At 74.2% G+C, this 19,461-nt stretch carries 17 protein-coding genes and 1 pseudogene; 12 read left to right on the forward strand and 6 right to left on the reverse strand.

The window, feature by feature from the left end; all coding sequences use genetic code 11:
* Window positions 1-116 precede the first annotated feature (116 nt).
* From ABZ793_RS10990 to ABZ793_RS11005, 4 genes and pseudogenes are all read right to left on the reverse strand, one after another.
* Window positions 117-3,050, reverse strand: coding sequence for a hypothetical protein (locus ABZ793_RS10990; RefSeq protein WP_357455276.1), 2,934 nt, complete (start codon window positions 3,048-3,050; stop codon window positions 117-119).
* Window positions 3,051-3,126: 76 nt separating this feature from the next.
* Window positions 3,127-3,254 (reverse strand): annotated as a pseudogene (locus ABZ793_RS10995) (cupin); the annotation flags it as partial.
* 17 nt (window positions 3,255-3,271) lie between these two features.
* Window positions 3,272-4,222 (reverse strand): LLM class F420-dependent oxidoreductase, encoded by a 951-nt coding sequence (locus ABZ793_RS11000; protein ID WP_357455279.1) that lies wholly within the window; start codon window positions 4,220-4,222, stop codon window positions 3,272-3,274.
* 2 nt (window positions 4,223-4,224) lie between these two features.
* A complete protein-coding gene (locus ABZ793_RS11005; protein WP_357455282.1) occupies window positions 4,225-5,010 on the reverse strand; it encodes an ABC transporter ATP-binding protein in 786 nt (261 codons plus the stop codon).
* Between the two features lie 312 nt (window positions 5,011-5,322).
* Between ABZ793_RS11005 and ABZ793_RS11010 the strand changes: the two genes are divergently transcribed.
* A complete protein-coding gene (locus tag ABZ793_RS11010; protein ID WP_357455285.1) occupies window positions 5,323-6,351 on the forward strand; it encodes an ABC transporter substrate-binding protein in 1,029 nt (342 codons plus the stop codon).
* Between the two features lie 369 nt (window positions 6,352-6,720).
* On the forward strand, window positions 6,721-7,536 hold the full coding sequence (locus ABZ793_RS11015) for an ABC transporter permease (protein ID WP_357455676.1): 816 nt from the start codon (window positions 6,721-6,723) through the stop codon (window positions 7,534-7,536).
* 136 nt (window positions 7,537-7,672) lie between these two features.
* Here ABZ793_RS11015 and ABZ793_RS11020 read toward each other — a convergent pair whose 3' ends face one another.
* Window positions 7,673-8,854, reverse strand: coding sequence for an ABC transporter substrate-binding protein (locus ABZ793_RS11020; protein ID WP_357455289.1), 1,182 nt, complete (start codon window positions 8,852-8,854; stop codon window positions 7,673-7,675).
* A gap of 449 nt (window positions 8,855-9,303) precedes the next feature.
* Here ABZ793_RS11020 and ABZ793_RS11025 point away from each other — a divergent pair, with 449 nt between their 5' ends.
* The 4 genes from ABZ793_RS11025 to ABZ793_RS11040 all read left to right on the forward strand — a co-directional run bounded on the left by ABZ793_RS11025 (window position 9,304) and on the right by ABZ793_RS11040 (window position 13,910).
* Complete coding sequence (locus ABZ793_RS11025; RefSeq protein ID WP_357455292.1) at window positions 9,304-12,450, forward strand: nitrate- and nitrite sensing domain-containing protein; 3,147 nt, start codon at window positions 9,304-9,306, stop codon at window positions 12,448-12,450.
* Window positions 12,447-12,854, forward strand: coding sequence for a roadblock/LC7 domain-containing protein (locus ABZ793_RS11030; RefSeq protein ID WP_067359650.1), 408 nt, complete (start codon window positions 12,447-12,449; stop codon window positions 12,852-12,854). The genes ABZ793_RS11025 and ABZ793_RS11030 overlap by 4 nt, the downstream gene beginning before the upstream one ends.
* Window positions 12,855-12,940: 86 nt before the next feature.
* Window positions 12,941-13,306, forward strand: a complete 366-nt coding sequence (locus ABZ793_RS11035) for a DUF742 domain-containing protein (protein WP_350704113.1) — start codon at window positions 12,941-12,943, stop codon at window positions 13,304-13,306.
* On the forward strand, window positions 13,287-13,910 hold the full coding sequence (locus ABZ793_RS11040; RefSeq protein WP_357455296.1) for an ATP/GTP-binding protein: 624 nt from the start codon (window positions 13,287-13,289) through the stop codon (window positions 13,908-13,910). The genes ABZ793_RS11035 and ABZ793_RS11040 overlap by 20 nt, the downstream gene beginning before the upstream one ends.
* A gap of 66 nt (window positions 13,911-13,976) precedes the next feature.
* Here ABZ793_RS11040 and ABZ793_RS11045 read toward each other — a convergent pair whose 3' ends face one another.
* Window positions 13,977-15,104, reverse strand: coding sequence for a uroporphyrinogen-III synthase (locus tag ABZ793_RS11045; RefSeq protein WP_357455299.1), 1,128 nt, complete (start codon window positions 15,102-15,104; stop codon window positions 13,977-13,979).
* A 147-nt stretch (window positions 15,105-15,251) separates the two neighbouring features.
* Between ABZ793_RS11045 and ABZ793_RS11050 the strand changes: the two genes are divergently transcribed.
* The 6 genes from ABZ793_RS11050 to glmM all read left to right on the forward strand — a co-directional run bounded on the left by ABZ793_RS11050 (window position 15,252) and on the right by glmM (window position 19,383).
* On the forward strand, window positions 15,252-15,968 hold the full coding sequence (locus ABZ793_RS11050) for a methyltransferase domain-containing protein (RefSeq protein WP_357455302.1): 717 nt from the start codon (window positions 15,252-15,254) through the stop codon (window positions 15,966-15,968).
* 117 nt (window positions 15,969-16,085) lie between these two features.
* Window positions 16,086-16,343 carry a DUF6364 family protein gene (locus tag ABZ793_RS11055; RefSeq protein WP_208417965.1) on the forward strand — a complete coding sequence of 86 codons (258 nt, stop codon included), beginning with the start codon at window positions 16,086-16,088 and terminating at the stop codon, window positions 16,341-16,343.
* Window positions 16,333-16,626, forward strand: a complete 294-nt coding sequence (locus tag ABZ793_RS11060) for a type II toxin-antitoxin system PemK/MazF family toxin (RefSeq protein ID WP_350680954.1) — start codon at window positions 16,333-16,335, stop codon at window positions 16,624-16,626. Before ABZ793_RS11055 ends, ABZ793_RS11060 begins: the two co-directional genes overlap by 11 nt.
* A gap of 359 nt (window positions 16,627-16,985) precedes the next feature.
* Complete coding sequence (rplM, locus tag ABZ793_RS11065; RefSeq protein WP_018720634.1) at window positions 16,986-17,429, forward strand: 50S ribosomal protein L13; 444 nt, start codon at window positions 16,986-16,988, stop codon at window positions 17,427-17,429.
* A gap of 20 nt (window positions 17,430-17,449) precedes the next feature.
* On the forward strand, window positions 17,450-17,917 hold the full coding sequence (gene rpsI / locus ABZ793_RS11070; RefSeq protein ID WP_350680952.1) for a 30S ribosomal protein S9: 468 nt from the start codon (window positions 17,450-17,452) through the stop codon (window positions 17,915-17,917).
* 110 nt (window positions 17,918-18,027) lie between these two features.
* Window positions 18,028-19,383: a phosphoglucosamine mutase gene (glmM, locus tag ABZ793_RS11075; RefSeq protein ID WP_357455307.1), complete on the forward strand. Its 1,356-nt coding sequence runs from the start codon at window positions 18,028-18,030 to the stop codon at window positions 19,381-19,383.
* Window positions 19,384-19,461 lie beyond the last annotated feature (78 nt).

Below are 19,461 nucleotides of genomic sequence, written 5' to 3' on the forward strand. Positions count from 1 at the left end.
GGAGACGGCCTACCCGGGCAGGTCCGTCTACGGGGTTGGGTACGCGATCGACATCATGCCGCCGAAGACCAGCGCCCGATCGAAGGTCGACGGGCCGCCGCTCGGGCTGGGTCCGGTCAGTCGCGATGGTGGCGGCCGGTGGACCGCAACGACCGCCGACCGCTCTCCTGCCCGGGCTCGTTGTCCGCGGTCGGACCGCTCAGGCCGGCGACCCAGTCCACGTACTCCTCGTCCTGTGCCGTCAGCGGCTCGGGCTCCCGGTCCGCCGGAGCGTCCTCGGCCCGGGACCGGTTGCGCCGGAACAGCCCCAGCCGACCACGGGTCCGGCCCCCGGCCTGCTCGGCCGGGCCGCCCGACGCCTCGCCGTCGGCCGGCGTCCCGGGTGCCTCGGCGGCAGCGGTCCCGTTCCCCGACGCGGCGCCTGCCGGCGCCGGCGTCGGCGCGGGGCCCCCGGGTCGCGCGGTGGCGAGGGCGTCCCAGTTCGCCGCCCGGGCCAGGTCGGGCAGCGGGGCCCGGTGCCGGGGCCGGGGCGCCGGCTCGGGCGTGGGCTCCGCGGCCGGGCGGGGCGCGTCGAGGGCGTCGTCGGGCCTGACCCGGGGCGCTGTCGGCCACGCCGGTCCGGACTGCCAGGGCGGCCGGAACGTCCGATCCGGCTCGCCGGCCCGACCGGTCGCCGGCTCGTCGGCCGGGAAGAGTGGCACCGCGCGCGGATCGCTGGCGTCCGGCTCGTGGGAGTTGGCCCCGGACGTCGTGCCGAACAGGTCGGCGGCCCCGGCGGTCGGGGCGGCTCCGTCGATCCGCTCCGCTTCGTCGATCCGCTCCGCTTCGTCGGCCGGACCGACTTCGGTGGTGGGACCGAGCTCGCTGGTCGGACCGGGTTCGGTGGCCGGGCCGACTTCGGTGGTGGGATCGAGTTCGCTGGTCGGACCGACTTCGTTGGCCGGACCGAGTTCGCTGGTCGGACCGACATCGGTGGCCGGACCCACCTCGGTGGTCGGGGCCGGTCCGGCGGCACTGCTCGCCGTCTGGGCGGTTGTGTCGGCCCCGGCGGACCCTGTCCCCGCCGCAGCGGTGGTCGGTGCCGCGGCCCCAGCAGCCTCGGCGCGCGGTGTCGCCGGTGCGGGAGCCGGATCGGCGGGGGAGTCGATGACCGCAGGCGTCGGGTCGGCGCTGTTCGTCGCCGCAGCCGCCGGCTGTTTCGCCGACCGGGGCTTGCGGGTGCGGCGGGGCTTGGGGGCGGCCGGGACGGCCGGCTGCGCGGGGGGCGCGGCGGCCTCGGCCGTAACCGGTGGGTGCTCGCCCGCAGCCGTACGGGCCTGGGCGCCCTCGTCGGCGCGGTCCTGCCTGGCGGCGGGCACGGCCTCCACCGGGGGCGGCGATCCGGCTGCTTCCGTCACGTCCGTAACCGCCGGTACCGGCGATCGCGCCGCATCCGTTGCCGCTGGCGACTCGGCCGATCGCGCCGCATCCGTCGCCGCTGGCGACTCGGCAGAGGCCGCCGCATCCGTTGTCGTCCGCGACCTGGCCGGATGTGCCGCGTCGGCGACCGTCGGGGCCGGCGATCGGGGCGCAGGCGCCGTATCCGTTGCCGGGTGCGCCGCGTCCGTGACCGGCGAAGGCGGTGATCCGGCAGTGTGCGCGGCGTCCGTTGCCGCTGGTGATCCGGCTGGGTGTATGGCGGCGGCGTCCGTCGGGGCCGGCGATCGCGGCGGGGGAGCCTTGGCCGTTGCCGGGTGCGCAGTGTCCGTGACCGGCGGGGGTGGTGATCCGGTGGAGGGTGCGGCGTTTGTTGTCTCCGGTGACTCGGCTGCCTGCGTCGCGTCCGTGACCAGCGGGGGTGGCGACCCGGCAACGGCCGCCGCGTCCGTGACCGCCGGGAGCGGCGATCCTGCGGCCCGGTCCGGGGCGACGGAAGTCGGGGCCGGAGCGGCGGCGGGTGTCGTCGGGACGGTGGCGCCGTCGGCCGGCCAGTCCCAGTGCGCCGGGACGGCCCGGGGCGGCGGGGCGTCGTCGCCGGCGGTCCCGCCGGAGTCCGTATCCCCGGGCCGGTCGGCGGCGACGCGCCCGGCGTCCGCCAGGTCGACCGTCGCCGGCTCGTCGGCCCCGGCGGCCGGCTCCGGGGCGTGCGGCAGCGCGGGACCGGCGGGCAGCGGGCGCAGGATGTCGGTCGGCTCGATGGCGCCGCCGGGGGCGGTGCGCGTGACGAGCGGCCAGCGCAGCAGCGCGGCGGCGGCCGAACCGAGCGCGCCGGCGGCCACCGCGAACAGCGCCCCGTAGTACGGCGTGAGCTGGTAGCGGTCGGTCGCGTCGCCCGGACCGGCGGTCAGGTAGGCGAACGCCACCAGCACCGGACCTGCCACCCCGATCGTGCCGCTGACCAGCGGCGGGTGGCCGCGCCACCGGGCCAGCCCGCCGGTCGCCGCGCCGGCGAGCAGCGCCACCAGGGGCAGGATCACCAGGGCCAGTCGCTGGGCCGCGCCGGCGTCGAGCCAGGCCGGCTCCAGCACCCCGAGCCGTACGCTGGGCAGCGGCCCGGTCGAGGCGACCGACGGTGCCGTCGACAGCAGCGCCAGCAGCCAGACCGCGCCTGCGACCGCCGCCATGTTCCATCCCACCGGCGGCCGGAGCAGGACGGCGAGTGCGGCGCCCGCGCCGGCCAGCGCGCCGAGGATGGCGCAGATGCCGACGGCCCAGACCGGGTCCATCGCGACGAGTTCGGCGGCCCGGGCGGGCTGCATGCAGAGCGGCGCGACGACGGTCGCGCCCAGCGCGGCACCACTGGCGACGGCGAGGTGGCGGCCGGTGCCGGCCGCCATGCCGTCCCGGCGGGCGAGGCGTTCGGTGAGCACCGCGCCGACCACGGCGGCGCTGGCGGCGAACCAGCCCGCCCAGACGAGCTGGGCCGGCCACTGGTTGACGGTGGCGCCGGTGAAGGTGCCGGCGAGCCGGACAATGCCGAAGCCGAACGCGACGCCGAGCTGACCGGCCCCGGCCAGCAGGCTCACCCCGAGCGCCGTGAGCAGCAGTCTGCCCCAGGTCCGATAGGCCATGTCCGGCACGTTACGCACCTGTTGGGCAGGTCGCCACCGGCGCGCCGCGAGCGGGGTCGGCCCGCCCAGCCAGCGGTTACTTCAGCTCGACCAGCCGCGCCAGGTACGTCGTGTCGCCGACGTTGGTCAACATGTGCACGGCGCCCGGTCCCGGTAGACCACCCCGCCGGTCGGCTCGTCGGCGTCGATCGTGGTCCCGTCGAGTTAGAGCTGCGCGTCGGTCACCGGGTTGCGTCCAGCCGAGGGAGCACCTCGGCGGCGATGAGCTCCAGGTGGTCGAGGTCCGCGAGGTCGATCAGCCGAAGGTGCACCCGCGTGGCACCGATCGCGGCGAACTCCCCGATCCGGTCGACGAGCTGCGCGGGCGAGCCGACCACCGGGTCCTCCGGCGGCAGCGCGCTCTTGACGTGCAGCGGGGCGGCCCGGCGCTGCGCCTCGGCGTCGGTACGGCCGATCGCGACCAGGATCCCGGCGGAGAGCGTCAGCGGGTCGCGCCCGGAATCGGCCCGGCCGGCCCGGTCGCAGGCCTCCCGCACCCGCTCGTACGCCTCGGCGGTCTCCTCGACGGTCTTGAACGGCATGTTGAACTCGTCGGCGTACCGGGCGGCGAGGTCGGGGGTGCGCTTCGGGCCGCGTCCGCCGACGATGACCGTCGGCCCGGGCACCTGCACGGGCTTCGGCAGCGCGGGGGCGTCGACCAGCCGGTAGTGGTCGCCGGTGAAGCTGTACGTCTCGCCCGGCGGGGTCCGCCACAGCCCGGTGATGACCTCCAGCTGCTCGGCCAGCCGGTCGAAGCGCTCGCCGATCCGGGGGAACGGGATGCCGTAGGAGGTGTGCTCCCGCTCGTACCAGCCGGCGCCGATGCCCAGCTCGACCCGGCCGCCGCTCATCTGGTCGACCTGGGCCACCATCACCGCCAGCGGGCCGGGCAGCCGGAAGGTCGCCGACGTGACCAGGGTGCCGAGCCGGATCCGGGTGGTCTCCCGGGCCAGCGCGGCCAGGGTCAGCCAGGCGTCGGTCGGGCCGGGCAGCCCCGGCTCGTCGCCCATCGCCTGGTAGTGGTCGGCGCGGAAGAAGCCGTCGAACCCGCCGGCCTCGGCCAGCCGGGCGAAGCGGAGCTGGTCGTCGTAGCTGGCGCCCCGGTGCGGCTCCGTGAAGACGGTGACCCGCATGCTCATCGTCCCTCAGCGCCGGCCGCCGCCGGCAGGTCCCGCTCCATGAGGAGCTCGTGCAGGTCGGCGCTGACCCGGGCGACGTCCGCCAGGTGCGCGTTGCGGCCGAGAGTGCGCGGCCGGGGGATGTCCACGTCGACCACCTTGCGGATCCGGCCGGGCCGGGGGCTGAGCACGACCACCCGGTCGGCCAGCAGCACCGCCTCGTCGATCGAGTGGGTGACGAAGACGACGGTGGCCTGGGACTCCATGTGCACCCGCTGGAGTTCGCCGGAGAGTTCCTCGCGGGTGAGCGCGTCGAGCGCGGAGAACGGCTCGTCCATCAGCATCACCCGGGGCTCGCCGATCAGCGACCGGCACAGCGAGACCCGCTGCTGCATGCCGCCGGAGAGCTCGTGCGGCAGCCGCTTCTCGAAGCCGCCCAGCCCGGCGAGGTCCAGCAGCTGCCGGGCCCGCTCGCGGTGCTTCGCCCGCTTCCAGCCGAAGATCTCCACCGGGAGCAGGACGTTGTCCAGCACCGTGCGCCAGGGGAGCAGGGCCGGCCGCTGGAACAGCATGGCGATGTCGCGGCGGGGTCTGGTGATCGGCGTACCGGCCACGGTGATCTCGCCGTCGGACACCGGCAGGAGGCCGGCGATCAGGCGCAGCAGCGTGGACTTGCCGCACCCGGAACGGCCGAGGACCGCCACGAACTCGCCCTCGGCGACGTGCAGGTCGATGCCGCGCAGCGCCTCCACCCGGCCACTGCGGCCGTCGAAGGTGCGGGACACCCCGGACAGGCGGATCATCTCCGGCGGCCTCCCTGAGTCTGTGATCAGCAGTCGCGGCACAGGGTAGCCGGCCTGCCTACACGTCGCATCGTCCGGGGTGGATCACCTGGCCAATCCGCAGTGGATGGCGACGAGCCGTCACGGGCGGACACGAGTTGTGTCCGTACCGCAACACGATACGGCTGGCACCGCAAAGGTTGTTTTCTCGTACGCTGTGCCCGCGATGGATCCCCTCACGACGGTGGAGCCGGCAACCCCTCCGCCGGCCCGCCGGACAACCCCCACCGGGCGGCGGCGAGCCGTACTGGTCGGAAAGGACATGGTGTACTGATGAGAAGGCTGACCCGTACGGTCGCCGCGGCCGCGCTGGCCACCGCCCTCGCCCTGGTCTCCGCGTGCAGCGGTTCGGACTCCGGCGACGACGCCAAGGGTGGCAGCGGCGGGGCGCTGGAGAAGGTGACCTACCTCACCTCGTTCGGCAACTTCGGCCGTGACTCCTACGCCTGGGTCGCGAAGGAGAAGGGCTTCTTCAAGGAGGCCGGGTTCGACGTCGAGATCAAGCCGGGCCAGGGCACCGGCGGCGTGATCCAGACGATCGTCGGCGGTCAGGCCCACTTCGGCCCGATCGACCTCACCGGCGGTCTGCTCCAGCTCGGCAACGGCCAGGCCAAGGACTTCGTCGCGGTCGCCGCGATCCAGCAGCGCACCATGGCCGCCATCGCGACCGTCGAGGGCAAGGGCATCGCGTCGCCGAAGGACCTGGAGGGCAAGAAGCTCGCCGACACCCCCGGCTCCGTCGTCCGCAACCTCTTCCCGACGTACGCCCGGATGGCCGGCGTGGACGCCAACAAGGTGACCTGGGTCAACGGCGAGGCGCAGACCCTGATGGGCACGCTCGCCTCCGGCGCGGTGGACGGCATCGGCCAGTTCGTCGTCGGCCAGCCGACCATCGAGACCGTGACCAAGAAGAAGGCGGTCCTGCTGCCCTACAGCAACGTGATGCAGGACCTCTACGGCAACGTGCTGATCACCTCCTCGAAGATCGCCAAGGAGAAGCCGGAGATGGTCAAGCGGTTCACGCAGGCCCTGATGAAGGGCCTCGAGTACGCGCTGACCAACCCGCAGGAGGCGGGCAACATCCTGAAGAAGAACGTCGACGCCGCCAACCCGGCTGCCGCCGCCGCCGAGCTGCAGCTGATGGCCGGCTACGTGCGGTCCAGCAACTCCGGCACCCAGCTCGGCACGCTGGACAGCGGCCGGGTGGCCAAGAGCATCGCGATCCTGCAGGGCGCGGGCCAGCTCAAGCAGAACATCACCCCCGACCAGATCATCGACTTCAGCCTCGCGCCGAAGGCCTGATCGACGCCGACAGTGCCGCGGGGGGGGGGCCCCCCCGGGGGGGGGGGGGGGGCGCCCCCCCCCCGGGGCGGGCCGGGCCGGGCCGGGTGGGGGGGCCCAGGCCGGGTGCCGCCGGGACCCCCCCCCCCCCCCCCCCCCCCCCCCCCCCCCCCCCCCCCCCCCCCCCCCCCCAACCCCCCCCCCCCCCCCCCCCCCCCCCCCCCCCCCCGGGGGGGGGGGGCCCCCCCCCCCCCCCCCCCCCCCCGCCCCCCCCCCCGCCGCGTGCCGGCCCTGGCCGGCAGGAGAGGAGGACCCGTGACGGAGACGACCGGTACCCGGTCCGGCCCCACCGAGGCGGGAGAAGAGACCGCCCCGGCCGGCGCGCCCGGGGTGGCGACGCCCACCACGCCGCCGGTTGCGGCGGCCGCCCGCCGACCCGGCGTACGCCCGGCGGCGGTCGGCCTGCCGCTGCTCGGCGCGCTGATCGCGCTGATCGTCTGGTGGCTGGTCACGTCGGTGCTGGAACTGGTGCACCCGGCGTCCCTGCCGCCGCCGCAGGCGGTGTGGGGATCGTTGACGGCGTCGGCCGACGTGCTGCTGCCGGCGCTGGGGGTGACCACCCTGCTGACGCTGGTCGGCTTCCTGCTCTCGGCGGTCGCCGGGGTGCTGATCGGGATGGCGCTGGCCGCGTCCCGCCGCGTCGAGCGGATGTTCGCGCCGCTGCTCGTGGCGGTCAACGCGGTGCCGAAGATCGCCCTCGGCCCGCTGCTGGTGGTCTCGGTCGGCTGGGGGGAGAAGCCCATCCTGACCATGGTGTTCCTGCTGTGCTTCTTCCCGATCGTGCTCTCCACCGCGACGGGTCTCACCACCACCCCGGCGGACCTGGCCGAGCTGGCCAGGTCGCTGAACGCGTCGTGGTGGCAGGCGTTCCGCAAGGTGCGCTTCCCGGCCGCGCTGCCGCAGGTCTTCGTCGGCCTCAAGGTGGCGATGCCGCTGGCGGCGATCGGCGCGGTGATCGGGGAGTTCTACTCGGACAAGCCGGGGCTGGGCTACCAGATCCTGCAGTACAACGGCATCGGCGACACCGCGACCGCCTGGGCGGCGATCGTGCTGATCGCGCTGATGAGCATCCTGCTCTACAGCGCACTCTCCCTGGTCGAGCGGCTCGCGCTGCCCTGGGTCCGGGCCACCACGTCGGCCCGGTGACCCACGTTCGACCGGTGACCGGACGTCGACCGATGGCCCGCTAGACCAGCCGAGGTGTGTGGCCCGCCGTACCCGGCGCAGGCATCAAGCCTGACCGCCCGGAGCCGGTACGGCGGGCCACACCGCCCCACCACCCTCACCCCGCGAGGCGCCACCGGCCGTTGCGGGCGACCAGGGTGGTCAGGGCCTGCGGCATCAGGCCGGAGTGGTTGTCCGGCGTCATCCGGATCGGGCCGGACAGGCCGTCCATCTGCGACGTCTCCAGCACGTCGCGGATGCCGTCGCGGTCCACCCGGCCGGGCTCGCCGCCGGCGCGCAGTTCGGCGTCCGCGATGAGCTGCACGGCGTCGGCCGCGAACGAGGACGAGCCGTTGTAGCCGCCGAAGCGGGCGGTGTAGTCCTGGAACCACTGCCGGCGGGCCGCCTTCGCCGGGGTGGTGGCGATGACGTCGTCGATCACCATGGTCTGGGTGAAGACCATGGTCGCCCGCTCGGTCGCCCGGGCGGCGGTGCCGAGGAAGAGGTCGCCGGCGGCCGCCGCGTCGAAGAAGAGCGATCCCTTGAACTTGGCCTGCTGGGCCGCGGCGGCGGCGAGCGCCGCCTGCTCCGGCGAGGTCCACACCACCAGCGCGTCCGGCTCGTCCTCGGTCAGCGCCTTGACCTGCTCGCCGACCTCGGTGTCGGTGGTCTTGACCGACTCCGCGCGCGGCGGCTTGATGCCGCTCTTCGCGAACTCGCTGCGCAGCGCGGCCAGCCCCTCGCGCCCGTAGTCGTCGTCGCTGTGCAGCACGCCGGCCGTCTTGACGCCCTTGCGGCTCATCTCGACGGCGAGGGCGGCGGCGCTGTCGGCCGCGTTGGGGGCGAGCTTGAACACGTACCGCCGGTCGGCGATCGGGCTGGACACCGCGCCGGACGAGGCGAGCGCAATGGTGGGAATTCGCTTCTCGTTGATGGTCCGGACGGCGCCGACCGCGCATTCGTTGCAGCCGCCCATGATGATCGCGCTGACTTGCGAATCGGCGCTGAAGTCACCGATGTTGCGCAACGACTCGGCCGGGTCCGACCGGTTGTCCTTCACCTTGAGTTCGATCCTCCGGCCGTTCAGCGCGCCCGAGGAGTTAAGTTGCTCGATCTTCAGTTCCAACGCCCGCTGGTACGCCTTGCCGGCGGTCGCCGCCGCGCCGGAGAGTTCGAGGTCCGCCGCGATGACGATGGGACTGGTGTCCTGCTCGTCCGCGCCGAACTGGCAGCCGGTGAGCGTGGTGGCCAGCACGGCCGATGCGAGCGCCGCGGCGGTCGCGGAGCGGATGGTGCTCAACTCAGTCCTCCAGATGCGGCCCGGGGCGCTGCCCGGTCACCGCCGGGTTGTTTCCGTCCTCAGTGGAGGAACGGTATCGGTCTGCCGTACGGTGTGCGCGAAGCCTGCAAAACCTTGCCAACGCCGGGCCCTGTGGTCAAGCGCGCACGTCGGAGCCGTTTCGGGACGCGCATCCCACATGGTGGGGCCGCGAGAAGTTTGCCGGCGCTCACTAATCCGACACGGATGACCACTCTGGAGTTACATGCCCTGTTCACGGGCATGAAGAATTGAAGGTATTAGTTGACCGGATCACGGGATGCGTGCCCTCCGACCGTTTCTTTCCCCACTGCGGCTTCCCAAACAGGATCGCTTCTGATGAAATCGCGGCCGTGCCGCGTGTGGCGCAGTCCGCTGCACCGGGCGCGAGTCGGCGGGGCAAGCGTGGAAGAAACGACGGAGGCGATGTCGTGAGCACCGGACCGACGACCCTGCCCGGCGGCGGCGGCGAGAGCGAGCAGTCGAAGCGCCGTAGGATGCCCCGGCTGCGCGACGCGCGGATCCGCTCCAAGCTCGCGCTGATCCTGGTGGTGCCGGTCGCCGCGGTGATCGCGCTGGCCACCGTCCGGCTCATCTCCGTCGGCGAGGGCGCCCTGGACGCGACCCAGGCCCGGGCCGTCACCGCGCTCTCCATCGACATCTCCGCGATGACCCAGGACCTGCACGCCGAGCGGATGGCGGCGTCCGCCTTCCTGGCCGCGCCGCAGCAGAAGGCCGACGCCTACAACCTGCGGGTGCGTAGCACCGACGCGCGGATCGACGCCTACCGGGCGGAGCGCGGGCGGATCGGCGAGGTGCCGGCCGCCGTCCGGAACCGGCTGGCCACCATCGACGAGCACCTGGAGACGCTGGCCGCCACCCGGCAGAAGGTGCTGGACCGCCAGCAGATGGCGGTCGCCGAGGCGGCGCTGCGCTACGGGGTCATCATCACCGACCTGGTCGCGTACGGCGACGGGCTCGCCCAGCTGCCCGGCGAGGAGCGGCTGGCCGACGCCCGGCGTGCGGTCGCCGCGTTCGCCCGCGCCAAGGCGGCCGTCGCCGAGGAACAGTCGGTCGCCTTCACCGCGCTGAGCGCCGGCTCGCTCGACGAGGAACAGTTCTCCTCCTTCGTCGCCACCCTGACCAGCCAGCAGGAGGCGCTGCTCGCCTTCTCCCTGGCCGCCGACCCGACCCAGCGCGCCCTCGTCGACGGCACCGTCTCCGGTGACGCGGTCACCCTCGCCGACCGGGTCGCGGCCGACATCACCCGCTCGGTCGGGCAGCGCCCGCTGGTGACCGCCCAGGAGGCCACCGCCGCCTTCGGCGCGGTCAACGACCTCATGCGGTGGGCCGAGATCCGGCTCCAGGACCGGCTGCTCGACCAGGCCGACCAGGCCCGCTCGGACGTCATCCGGCAGGCCGTCGTCGAGTCGGTGCTGGTGCTGCTCACGCTCGCCGTCGCGGTCAGCCTCGCCGTGGTGCTGGCCCGTTCGCTCAACCGCTCGCTGCGCCGGCTGCGGGAGGGCGCCCTCTCGGTGGCCAACCACGACCTGCCGGACGCGGTGAAGCGGCTCCAGAACGTCGGCAACGTCGGCGACGGCGGTGTCGACGAGATCGTCCGGGAGGTGCGCGACCCGATCCGGCTCGACAGCCGCGACGAGGTCGGGCAGGTGGCGCTCGCCTTCAACGTCGTGCACCGCGAGGCGGTCCGCGTGGCCGCCGAGCAGGCCGCGCTGCGCACCAGCGTCTCGGCGATGTTCCTCAACCTGGCCCGGCGCAGTCAGACCCTGGTCGACCGGATGATCGGCGAGCTGGACGCGATCGAGCGCGGCGAGGAGGACCCGAAGCGGCTGGCGCAGCTCTTCGAGCTGGACCACCTCGCCACCCGGATGCGCCGCAACGACGAGAACCTGCTCGTCCTGGCCGGCGCCGACTCGGCCGTGCCGCGCCGCGACGACGCCCTCCTGGTGGACGTGCTGCGCGCCGCGCAGTCCGAGGTCGAGCTCTACAACCGGATCGAGTTCGGCACCGTCGACACCGACATCTCGGTGGCCGCGCACGCGGTCAACGACGTGGTCCGGCTGGTCGCCGAGCTGCTCGACAACGCCACCCGCTTCTCGCCGCCGACGACGACCGTGGTCGCCGACGGCCGGCGTATCCGGGACTACGTGCTGATCCAGGTGGAGGACCGGGGCCTCGGCCTGACCGACGACCAGTTGGACTCGCTGAACCGCCGGCTGGCGGCCCCGCCGAGCGTCGACGTCGCGGCGTTCCGGCTGATGGGTCTGGCCGTGGTCAGTCGGCTCGCCTCCCGCTACGGCATCCGGGTGGAGCTGCGCCGCAACGTGGAGGGCGGCACCGTCGCCCAGGTGACGCTCCCCGCCGCGACGGTGGTGCTGCCGCAGCTCCCCAGCCGCGACCAGCAGATCACCCGGCCCCGGCAGCCGCTCGCCGTCGAGCAGACGCCGCTCACCCCTGTCGGTCTCGGCGAGCCGCTCGCCGGAACGGGGCGTACCGCCACCCTCACCGACCAGTGGCGGTCCGCGCCGGCGCCGTGGCAGGCGCCCGAGCAGGCGCGGGACGCCGCGTCCCCGGTGCAGGCCGGCGGCCTGACCGGGACGCCGTCGGCTCCTCCGGCGACGCCGGCCCAGCCGACCTTCACCGGCGGTGGGGTCTCGGTCGGCACGCCGACCGTCGCCTACCCCGCGGTCGAGCCGCTGCCCAAGCGTGTCCCCGCGGCGGAGGCCGCCGCGCCGGCCGCGCCGGTGCTGCCGGCCGGCCCGACCGCCGGCCAGCCGGCCACCACCCCGCTGCCGGCCGGGCCCGCCGCGGCGGGCGGATTCGGCGCAGGCGCGGGCCGTGGCCTCGGGGCCAACCTGGCTGCCACCGCCCCGGCCGCGCCGATCACCCCGGCCGCGCCGATCACCCCGCGCGCCGAGCTGCCGGCCGAGGCGCCCATCTTCCGCGAGATGGAGGCGGTGTGGTTCCGCTCGCACGGCAACGACGCCACCGCCATTTTCACCCGCCCGGACTTCAGCCAGCCGCCGCAGGCCCAGCCGTCCGCCGGCCAGCCGGCCGCGGCCCGGCCGACGACGGGCGAGTCGCGCCCGCCACGGCTGCCCACGCGTACGCCGGGCAGCACGGCCACCCCGCCGCCCGCGCAGCCGCCGCCGTCGTACACCCCGCCGGCCCCGGCCCCGGCGCGGCCCGTGACGCTGGACGCTTCCCCCGCGACACCGGCCGCGACACCGGCCGCGGCGCCGGTCGCGGATCCGCCGCCGGCGGCACCCGCGACGGACGCGGACGCCTGGCGGACGGCGGCCGACGAGGGCTGGTCCCGGGCCAGCCGGGCCGCGGAGCCGGCCGCCGCCGGCACCACCCGGTCCGGGCTGCCCAAGCGGGTGCCGCAGGCGCAGCTCGTGCCCGGCGGGATCGAGCCCCAGGGCGGCCGCGACCGCAGCCGGCGCACCCCCGACGAAGTACGGGGTCTGTTGTCGGCCTACCACCGCGGCGTGCAGCGCGGCCGGGCGGCCGGAACGGACCAGAACAGCACCTCGACCAAGGAGACGAGTCGATGAACAGGCCAGCGGCCATGCAGGACATGAGTTGGTTGCTCACCAACTTCGCCGACAGCGTGGCGGGTATCGCCCACGTGGTGGCGGTGTCCGCCGACGGGCTGCTGCTCGCCTCCTCGCGGGACCTGCCCGCGGACCGGGCGGACCAGCTCGCGGCGATCACCTCGGGCGTGGTCAGCCTGACCGAGGGCGCCGCCCGGATGTTCAGCGCCGGCGGTGTGCTGCAGACGGTCATCGAGATGGACAGCGGCTACCTCTTCCTGATGTCGATCAGCGACGGATCGTCGATGGCGGTGCTGGCGGCCCGTAGCTGCGACGTCGGGCAGGTGGGTTACGAGATGGCGCTCCTGGTCGAGCGGGTCGGCGCGGCGCTGGTGCCGCTGCCCCGGGACGCCGTGCGGTCGTAGCCGGGTTGCGACGCGGGCTCCGCGTCGGCGAGGGATGAGGAGACCGGTGCCACAAGGGCCCGGCCGGGAAAGGGAGGTGATCGCGGATGGACCAACGGCGCGCGGACCCGCGCGGCGCGCTGGTACGGCCGTACGCCGTCACCCGCGGTCGGACCGAGGCGCAGATGGACATCGCCCTGGAGGCGGTCCTGTCGGCCACCCCCACCCAGGTCGCGGAGTCCCGCTTCGCGGGGCACGACAAGCACCGCATCGCCACCGTCTGCGAGGGGCGGGCGCAGTCGCTGGCCGAGATCGCCGCGTACACCCGGATGCCGCTGGGCGTCACCCGGGTGCTGGTCGCCGACATGGTGGCCGAGAGCCTGCTGACGCTACACACTGCCGCTCCCGCCGAGGGGTTCGAGGAGCGGATGGAAATCCTTGGAAGGGTGCTAAGTGGACTTCGCAGGCTATGACCCCGCCGGGGCCCGCCAGAGCCGGGGAATCATCTCCGCGAAGATCGTGGTCGCGGGCGGCTTCGGCGTGGGCAAGACGACCCTGGTCGGCGCGATCTCGGAGATCACCCCGCTCAGGACCGAGGCGGTGATGACCGCGGCCGGGGTCGGCATCGACGACCCGTCCAAGGTGCCGGGGAAGCAGACCACCACGGTCGCCATGGACTTCGGCCGGATCACCATGGCCGAGGACCTGATCCTGTACCTCTTCGGCACGCCCGGCCAGACCCGGTTCTGGTTCATGTGGGACGAGATCATCAAGGGTGCGGTGGGCGCGGCCGTCCTCGTGGACACCCGCCGGATCACCGACGCCTTCGCGCCGCTGGACTACTTCGAGAACCGCAGGCTGCCGTACGTGGTGGCGTTGAACCGGTTCGACGGCGCGCCGCAGTACGAGCTGGAGGAGGTCCGGGAGGCGCTGGCCATCTCGCCGGACGTGCCGCTGGTGTTGACCGACGCCCGGCACCGCGAGTCGGTCAAGCAGGTGCTGGTGACCGTCGTGGAGCACGCCATGATCCGCCTCCAGTCCGAACACGGCCGCGGCTTCCCGGCTCCGGTCGGCTGAGAACGTCCACGGCTGGACGGTGCCCGTGGCCGCCCCGGTGCGGGCGGCAGGGGTCGCCCCGCCGCGTCAGTCGACCCGGAGCCGGTAGCCGCGCTTGACGACGGTCTGTACCACCCGGGGTGCCCGCAGCCCGGCGCGCAGCCGGGCGACCGCCATCTCCACCGCGTGCTCGTCGGCGCCGCGCGGCAGCGTCCGCAACAGCGAGGTCCGGGACAGCACCCGGCCGGGGGAGTGTGCCAGCGCCCGGAGCACGGCCATCGGCGCCGGGGCGAGCGGGCGCAGCTCGCCGTCGACCACGGCGGCGTGCCCGCGCAGGGTGAGCAGGTGGCCGGCCGCCGTCAGGGTGACCGTGCGGCGCGGCAGCTCGTCCACGATGGTCCGGACCAGGGCGCCCAGCCGCGCCCGGGACGGCATGCTGACCGGCACCCCGCGCCGCAGCAGCGGCTCCGCGGTGACCGCCCCCACGCAACTGGCCAGCACGTCGCGCCGGAACGCGTCCAGCACCGCGTCGCCGCGGTCCCCGGCGGCGCGCAGCAGCGCCTCCGCCGCCGGGGCCGAGGTGAACGTGACGGCGTCGACCAGCCGGCCGGCGACCAGGTCGATCAGGCGGTGCAGCGGGGCCGGGTCGGTCGGCGCCGCCCACCGGTAGACCGGCACCTCGATCACGGTGGCCCCGGCCGCCTCCAGCGCCATCGTGTGCTCAGGCTGCCGCCCGCCGTGCAGCGGCATGGCGATCACCTGCCCGGCGACGCCGCGCCGGCACAGGTGGTCGACCACCTCGTCGCAGCTCTCCGATTCCGGTGACCACTGGTCGTGCAGGCCGGCGGCGCGGATCGTCCCGCGCGCCTCGGGGCCCCGGGCCACCACGTACGCGTCGGCCAGGACGCCGCGCAGCGGCTCGGCCAGCCCCCAGCCCTCGGCGGCCTCCAGCCAGCCGCGCATCCCGATGCCGGTGCTGGCGATCAGGATGTCGGGTGGCCGGTCCAGGCAGGCCCGGGTGGCCTCGCGCAGGTCGGTGTCGTCGGCCAGCGGCACGATCCGCAGGGCCGGGGCGATCACCACCCGGGCGCCCCGCCGCTGGAGCAGCGCGGCGAGTTCGTCCCGCCGGCGGTCGGTGGCCACCCCGATGGTGAAGCCGGCCAGTTCGTCGCACGTCCGCCCCGGTCGAGTCGTCGCCCGTGCACCGTCCGTCATGTCGGCAGAGCGTGCCGGCGGGCGGTCTCCGGTCCGGGTCCCGTCTGTTTCGGTCCTGTCAAGAGCCCCGCACACCGCGCCGGAGCGGCGAGCCGAATCGCGGCGTTTACAATATGAGACGACTGTCCCGCGATTTGGGAAGGCGACATGGGGGTGAGTGCGGCCTTCGACGCGGTTGCCGGCAGCTACGACGAGGCCCGCCGGCGGCTGGTGCCCTGCTTCGACGCGTTCTACGGCACGGCCGTGGAGGTGGCCGCGCCGCCGCTGCGGACCGCGCTGGCGTCGGGGCGTACCCCCGAGGTGCTGGACCTGGGCGCGGGCACCGGGCTGCTGTCGCTGCTGCTCGCGGCGGCGGTGCCGGGGGTGCGGCTGACCCTGGTCGACGCCGCGCCGGCCATGCTCGCGGTCGCCGCCGAACACCTGCGGGCCCGGTCGGTGCCACACCGCACGGTGACGGCCGACCTGGCCGACCCGCTGCCCGCCGGTCGCTACGACGCGGTGGTCAGCGCGCTGGCCATCCACCACCTCGACGACGCCGGCAAGCGCGCGCTCTACCGGCGTGCGGCGGCGGCGCTGGCGCCCGGCGGCGTGTTCGTCAACGCCGAGCAGGTCGCCGGTCCGACGCCGGAACTCGACCGGCGCTACCACGGGGTGTGGCTGGCGCAGATCGCCGCGCTGGGCTCCGACGCCGAGGAGATCGCCGCCGCCGAGGGCCGGATGGCGTACGACCGACCGGCGCCGGTCGCCGCGCAGTGCCGCTGGCTGGCCGAGGCGGGACTGGCCGACGTCGACTGCTTCTTCAAGCAGTGGCGGTTCGCCGTGTTCGGCGGCCGACGTGGGCCCGACGCCGAGGCGGCCGGCTGACCGGGCGGCCTCGGAGGCCGGACGTGTGGATGTGCGGGACCGTCGAGCTTTGTCTGGTTTGCCGGCTGGCGGCGAGCGGGATGACTGCCTGTCATACCGCTGGGTAGTCTGCACGGCATGACTGCCAAGGTGACCCTGTCGTTCTCCGACGAGACGATCGAGGAGGCCCGGCGGTTCGCCAAGCGCGAAGGGCTCTCCCTGTCGGCGTGGATGGACCAGGCGGCCCGGGAGAAGGCGCTGCGCGAGGTCTTCACCGCGCACGCCGCCGCCGTCGGCCGGGCCGGGCTCGACCTCGAATCCGCCGCCCTCGCCGACGCCCGCGAGGTGGGCATGGTCGACGACGTGCTCTTCGGCGGGCGCCCGCGTGCTGCGTAGGGGCGAGGTCTGGCGCATCGACGGCGCCCGGGAACGGCTCGGGCTGGTGATCAGCTCCGACGTCTACAACTCCACCGACGTGCCGATCGTCATCGTGGCCGAGGTGGTCGAGGAGGCGCTGCTGCGCGACTCGCCCCTGGCCGTGCCGATGGGCGCGTACGTGGTGATGCCCGACCGGCTCTCCTCGCCGATGAAGAAGTGGTTCACCGAGTGCGTGGACGTCGCCGACACCGAGACCATGCTCCGGGTCGGCCGGGCGTTGCGCATCCTGCAACAGCTCTGACACCTCACCGGCCCGGCCGAGGTGCGCTCCTCGTTCCCGGCAGTCGTTCCGCACCCTGGGCAGCGCGGACGCGGCGTGTGTCGCCTTCGTCGTGGCGTACGCCGTGAGTTTCGGGGTGACCTGGTCGGTCTGCCCGCGGCCGGGCCCGCGCCGGTTGGCCGGGGTGTGACCCCGGCTATGCTCTGTGACGGGCCAGGCGGGGCGGTACCCCGTTTTGACCTGCCGACGGGGCGGCGGGTATCGTTGCCTGCTGTTGTACGACATCCAGAGGCGTGCCGCCTGAGGTACGCTTGGTCGTTCGTGCGCGCCCGGTAACCTCGGCGCGCGACCCCAGACCGACGACGAGACAAGGTATACCTGTGCGTACGTACAGCCCGAAGCCGGGTGAGATCGAGCGTCAGTGGCACGTCATCGACGCCTCTGATGTCGTGCTGGGCCGCCTGGCCACCCACGCCGCCACGCTGCTGCGCGGCAAGCACAAGCCGACTTTCGCGCCGCACGTCGACACGGGCGACTTCGTCGTCATCGTGAACGCGGGCAAGGTGGCGCTGACCGGCAACAAGCGGCAGCAGAAGATCGCCTACCGCCACTCCGGTTACCCGGGTGGTCTGAAGCAGGTCGGCTACGACGAGCTGCTGACCAAGCGCCCCGAGCGGGCCATCGAGCTCGCCGTCAAGGGGATGCTCCCGCACAACAAGCTCGGCCGTAAGCTCATCAAGAAGCTGAAGGTCTACGCCGGTGCCGAGCACCCGCACGGCGCGCAGCAGCCGGTGCCGTTCGAGATCAAGCAGATCGCGCAGTGAGCGCGGGCGAAGGAATCAGCATGACCGACATCACCGCCACCGAGGTTGCCCCCGAGGAGGCCACCGAGGCGCCGGCGCCCGTCGCCCGCGCGCCTCGTGGTGACCGGCCGATCCAGACCGTGGGTCGCCGCAAGGAGGCCATCGTCCGGGTCCGCATCGTGCCGGGCACCGGCAAGATCACCTGCAACGGTCGGGACCTCGAGGCCTACTTCCCGAGCAAGGTGCACCAGCAGCTGATCAAGGACCCGCTGGTCACCGCCGAGAAGCCGGAGGCGTTCGACGTCATCGCCAACCTGCGTGGCGGCGGCACCACCGGTCAGGCCGGCGCGCTCCGGCTGGCCATCGCCCGGGCCCTGATCGTCAGCGAGCCGGACGACCGTCCGGCGCTGAAGAAGGCCGGCTTCCTCACCCGGGACGCCCGGGTCAAGGAAAGCAAGAAGTACGGCCTCAAGAAGGCCCGTAAGGCTCCTCAGTACTCGAAGCGCTGACCTTCAGCGGCACGTTGTACTTCTGACGAACGGCCGGGTCGCCTCCCCTCGACGGGAGGCGGCCCGGCCGTTCGCCTTTCCCTGGACCGTTTCATCGGAGGTTGGCGGGTATGGGTCGGTTGTTCGGCACGGACGGCGTACGCGGGCGGGCGAATGCGGATCTCACGCCCGAGTTGGCGCTCGCGGTGGCGGTCGCCGCCGCGCACACGCTCGCCGAGTCGGACAAGAGTCATCCCCCGCTCGCCGTGGTCGGCCGGGACACCCGGGCCAGCGGCGAGATGCTGGAGGCCGCCGTCGTGGCCGGGCTCACCAGCGCCGGCGCCAACGTGGTGCGGGTGGGCGTGCTGCCGACGCCGGCCGTGGCGTTCCTCACCGCCGAGGCCAAGGCCGACCTGGGCGTCATGCTCTCCGCCTCGCACAACCCGATGCCCGACAACGGGATCAAGCTCTTCGCCGCCGGCGGGCACAAGCTGCCCGACGAGATCGAGATGCAGATCGAGTCGGCCGTCGCGGCGAACGCCACCAGCGCCTGGGAACGGCCGACCGGCGCCGGCGTCGGCCGGGTGCACGACCTGCTCGACGGCGCCGACCACTACGTGCAGCACCTGGTCGGCACCGTGCCGCACCGTCTCGACGGGATCAAGGTCGTGGTCGACTGCGCCAACGGCGCGGCCGCCGAGGTGGCGCCGGTGGCGTACCGGGAGGCCGGGGCCGAGGTCGTCGCGATCCACGCCGAGCCCGACGGCCTGAACATCAACGACGAGTGCGGCTCCAACCACATCGAGGCCCTGCGGGCCGCCGTGGTCGAGCACGGCGCGCACCTGGGCATCGCGCACGACGGCGACGCCGACCGGTGCGTCGCGGTGACCGCCGACGGCGACGAGGTCGACGGCGACCAGGTGATGGCGATCCTCGCCCTCGCCATGCGGGAGGCCGGCACGTTGACGCAGGACACGCTGGTCGCGACCGTGATGAGCAACCTGGGCCTGCGCCTGGCGATGTCCCGCGAGGGCATCCGGCTGGTCGAGACCAAGGTCGGCGACCGGTACGTGCTGGAGGAGCTGCGGGCGTCCGGGCTGGCGCTGGGCGGCGAGCAGAGCGGCCACATCGTGATGCCCGCGTACGCCACCACCGGCGACGGGGTGCTGACCGGGCTGCACCTGATGTCGCGGATGGCGGCGACCGGCAAGTCCCTGGCCGAGCTGGCCGGCGTGCTCACCCGGCTGCCGCAGGTGCTGGTCAACGTTCCCGTCGGCGACCGTACGGTCGGCGCGGCCGCGCCCGCCGTCCGGGCCGAGGTCGAGCGGGCCGAGGCGGAGCTGGGGGAGACCGGCCGGGTGCTGCTCCGCCCGTCCGGCACCGAGCCCCTGGTCCGCGTCATGGTCGAGGCCGCCACGGAGCACGTCGCCCGCGAGACGGCCGAGCGCATCGCCGGCGCGGTGCGCGTCGCCAGCCCGACCGCCTGACTTCTCCCTTCGGCCCGGGCCCGCCACCGGCGGGCCCGGGCCGTCGCCTTTCCCGGACGGTCGGGAGCCGGCCTGAGC

It is taken from the genome of Micromonospora sp. NPDC047465, from assembly GCF_040643125.1.
Classification (GTDB): Bacteria; Actinomycetota; Actinomycetes; order Mycobacteriales; family Micromonosporaceae; genus Micromonospora.

Bases quoted from the DNA above. Each gene is read 5' to 3' on its own strand.
- ABZ793_RS11010 (WP_357455285.1), top strand. From the start codon at position 5,323: ATGAGAAGGCTGACCCGTACGGTCGCCGCGGCCGCGCTGGCCACCGCC.
- ABZ793_RS10990 (WP_357455276.1), bottom strand. From the start codon at position 3,050: ATGGCCTATCGGACCTGGGGCAGACTGCTGCTCACGGCGCTCGGGGTG.
- ABZ793_RS11045 (WP_357455299.1), bottom strand. From the start codon at position 15,104: ATGACGGACGGTGCACGGGCGACGACTCGACCGGGGCGGACGTGCGAC.
- ABZ793_RS11005 (WP_357455282.1), bottom strand. From the start codon at position 5,010: ATGATCCGCCTGTCCGGGGTGTCCCGCACCTTCGACGGCCGCAGTGGC.
- ABZ793_RS11035 (WP_350704113.1), top strand. From the start codon at position 12,941: ATGGACCAACGGCGCGCGGACCCGCGCGGCGCGCTGGTACGGCCGTAC.
- ABZ793_RS11050 (WP_357455302.1), top strand. From the start codon at position 15,252: ATGGGGGTGAGTGCGGCCTTCGACGCGGTTGCCGGCAGCTACGACGAG.
- ABZ793_RS11000 (WP_357455279.1), bottom strand. From the start codon at position 4,222: ATGCGGGTCACCGTCTTCACGGAGCCGCACCGGGGCGCCAGCTACGAC.
- ABZ793_RS11055 (WP_208417965.1), top strand. From the start codon at position 16,086: ATGACTGCCAAGGTGACCCTGTCGTTCTCCGACGAGACGATCGAGGAG.
- ABZ793_RS11030 (WP_067359650.1), top strand. From the start codon at position 12,447: ATGAACAGGCCAGCGGCCATGCAGGACATGAGTTGGTTGCTCACCAAC.
- rpsI (WP_350680952.1), top strand. From the start codon at position 17,450: ATGACCGACATCACCGCCACCGAGGTTGCCCCCGAGGAGGCCACCGAG.
- glmM (WP_357455307.1), top strand. From the start codon at position 18,028: ATGGGTCGGTTGTTCGGCACGGACGGCGTACGCGGGCGGGCGAATGCG.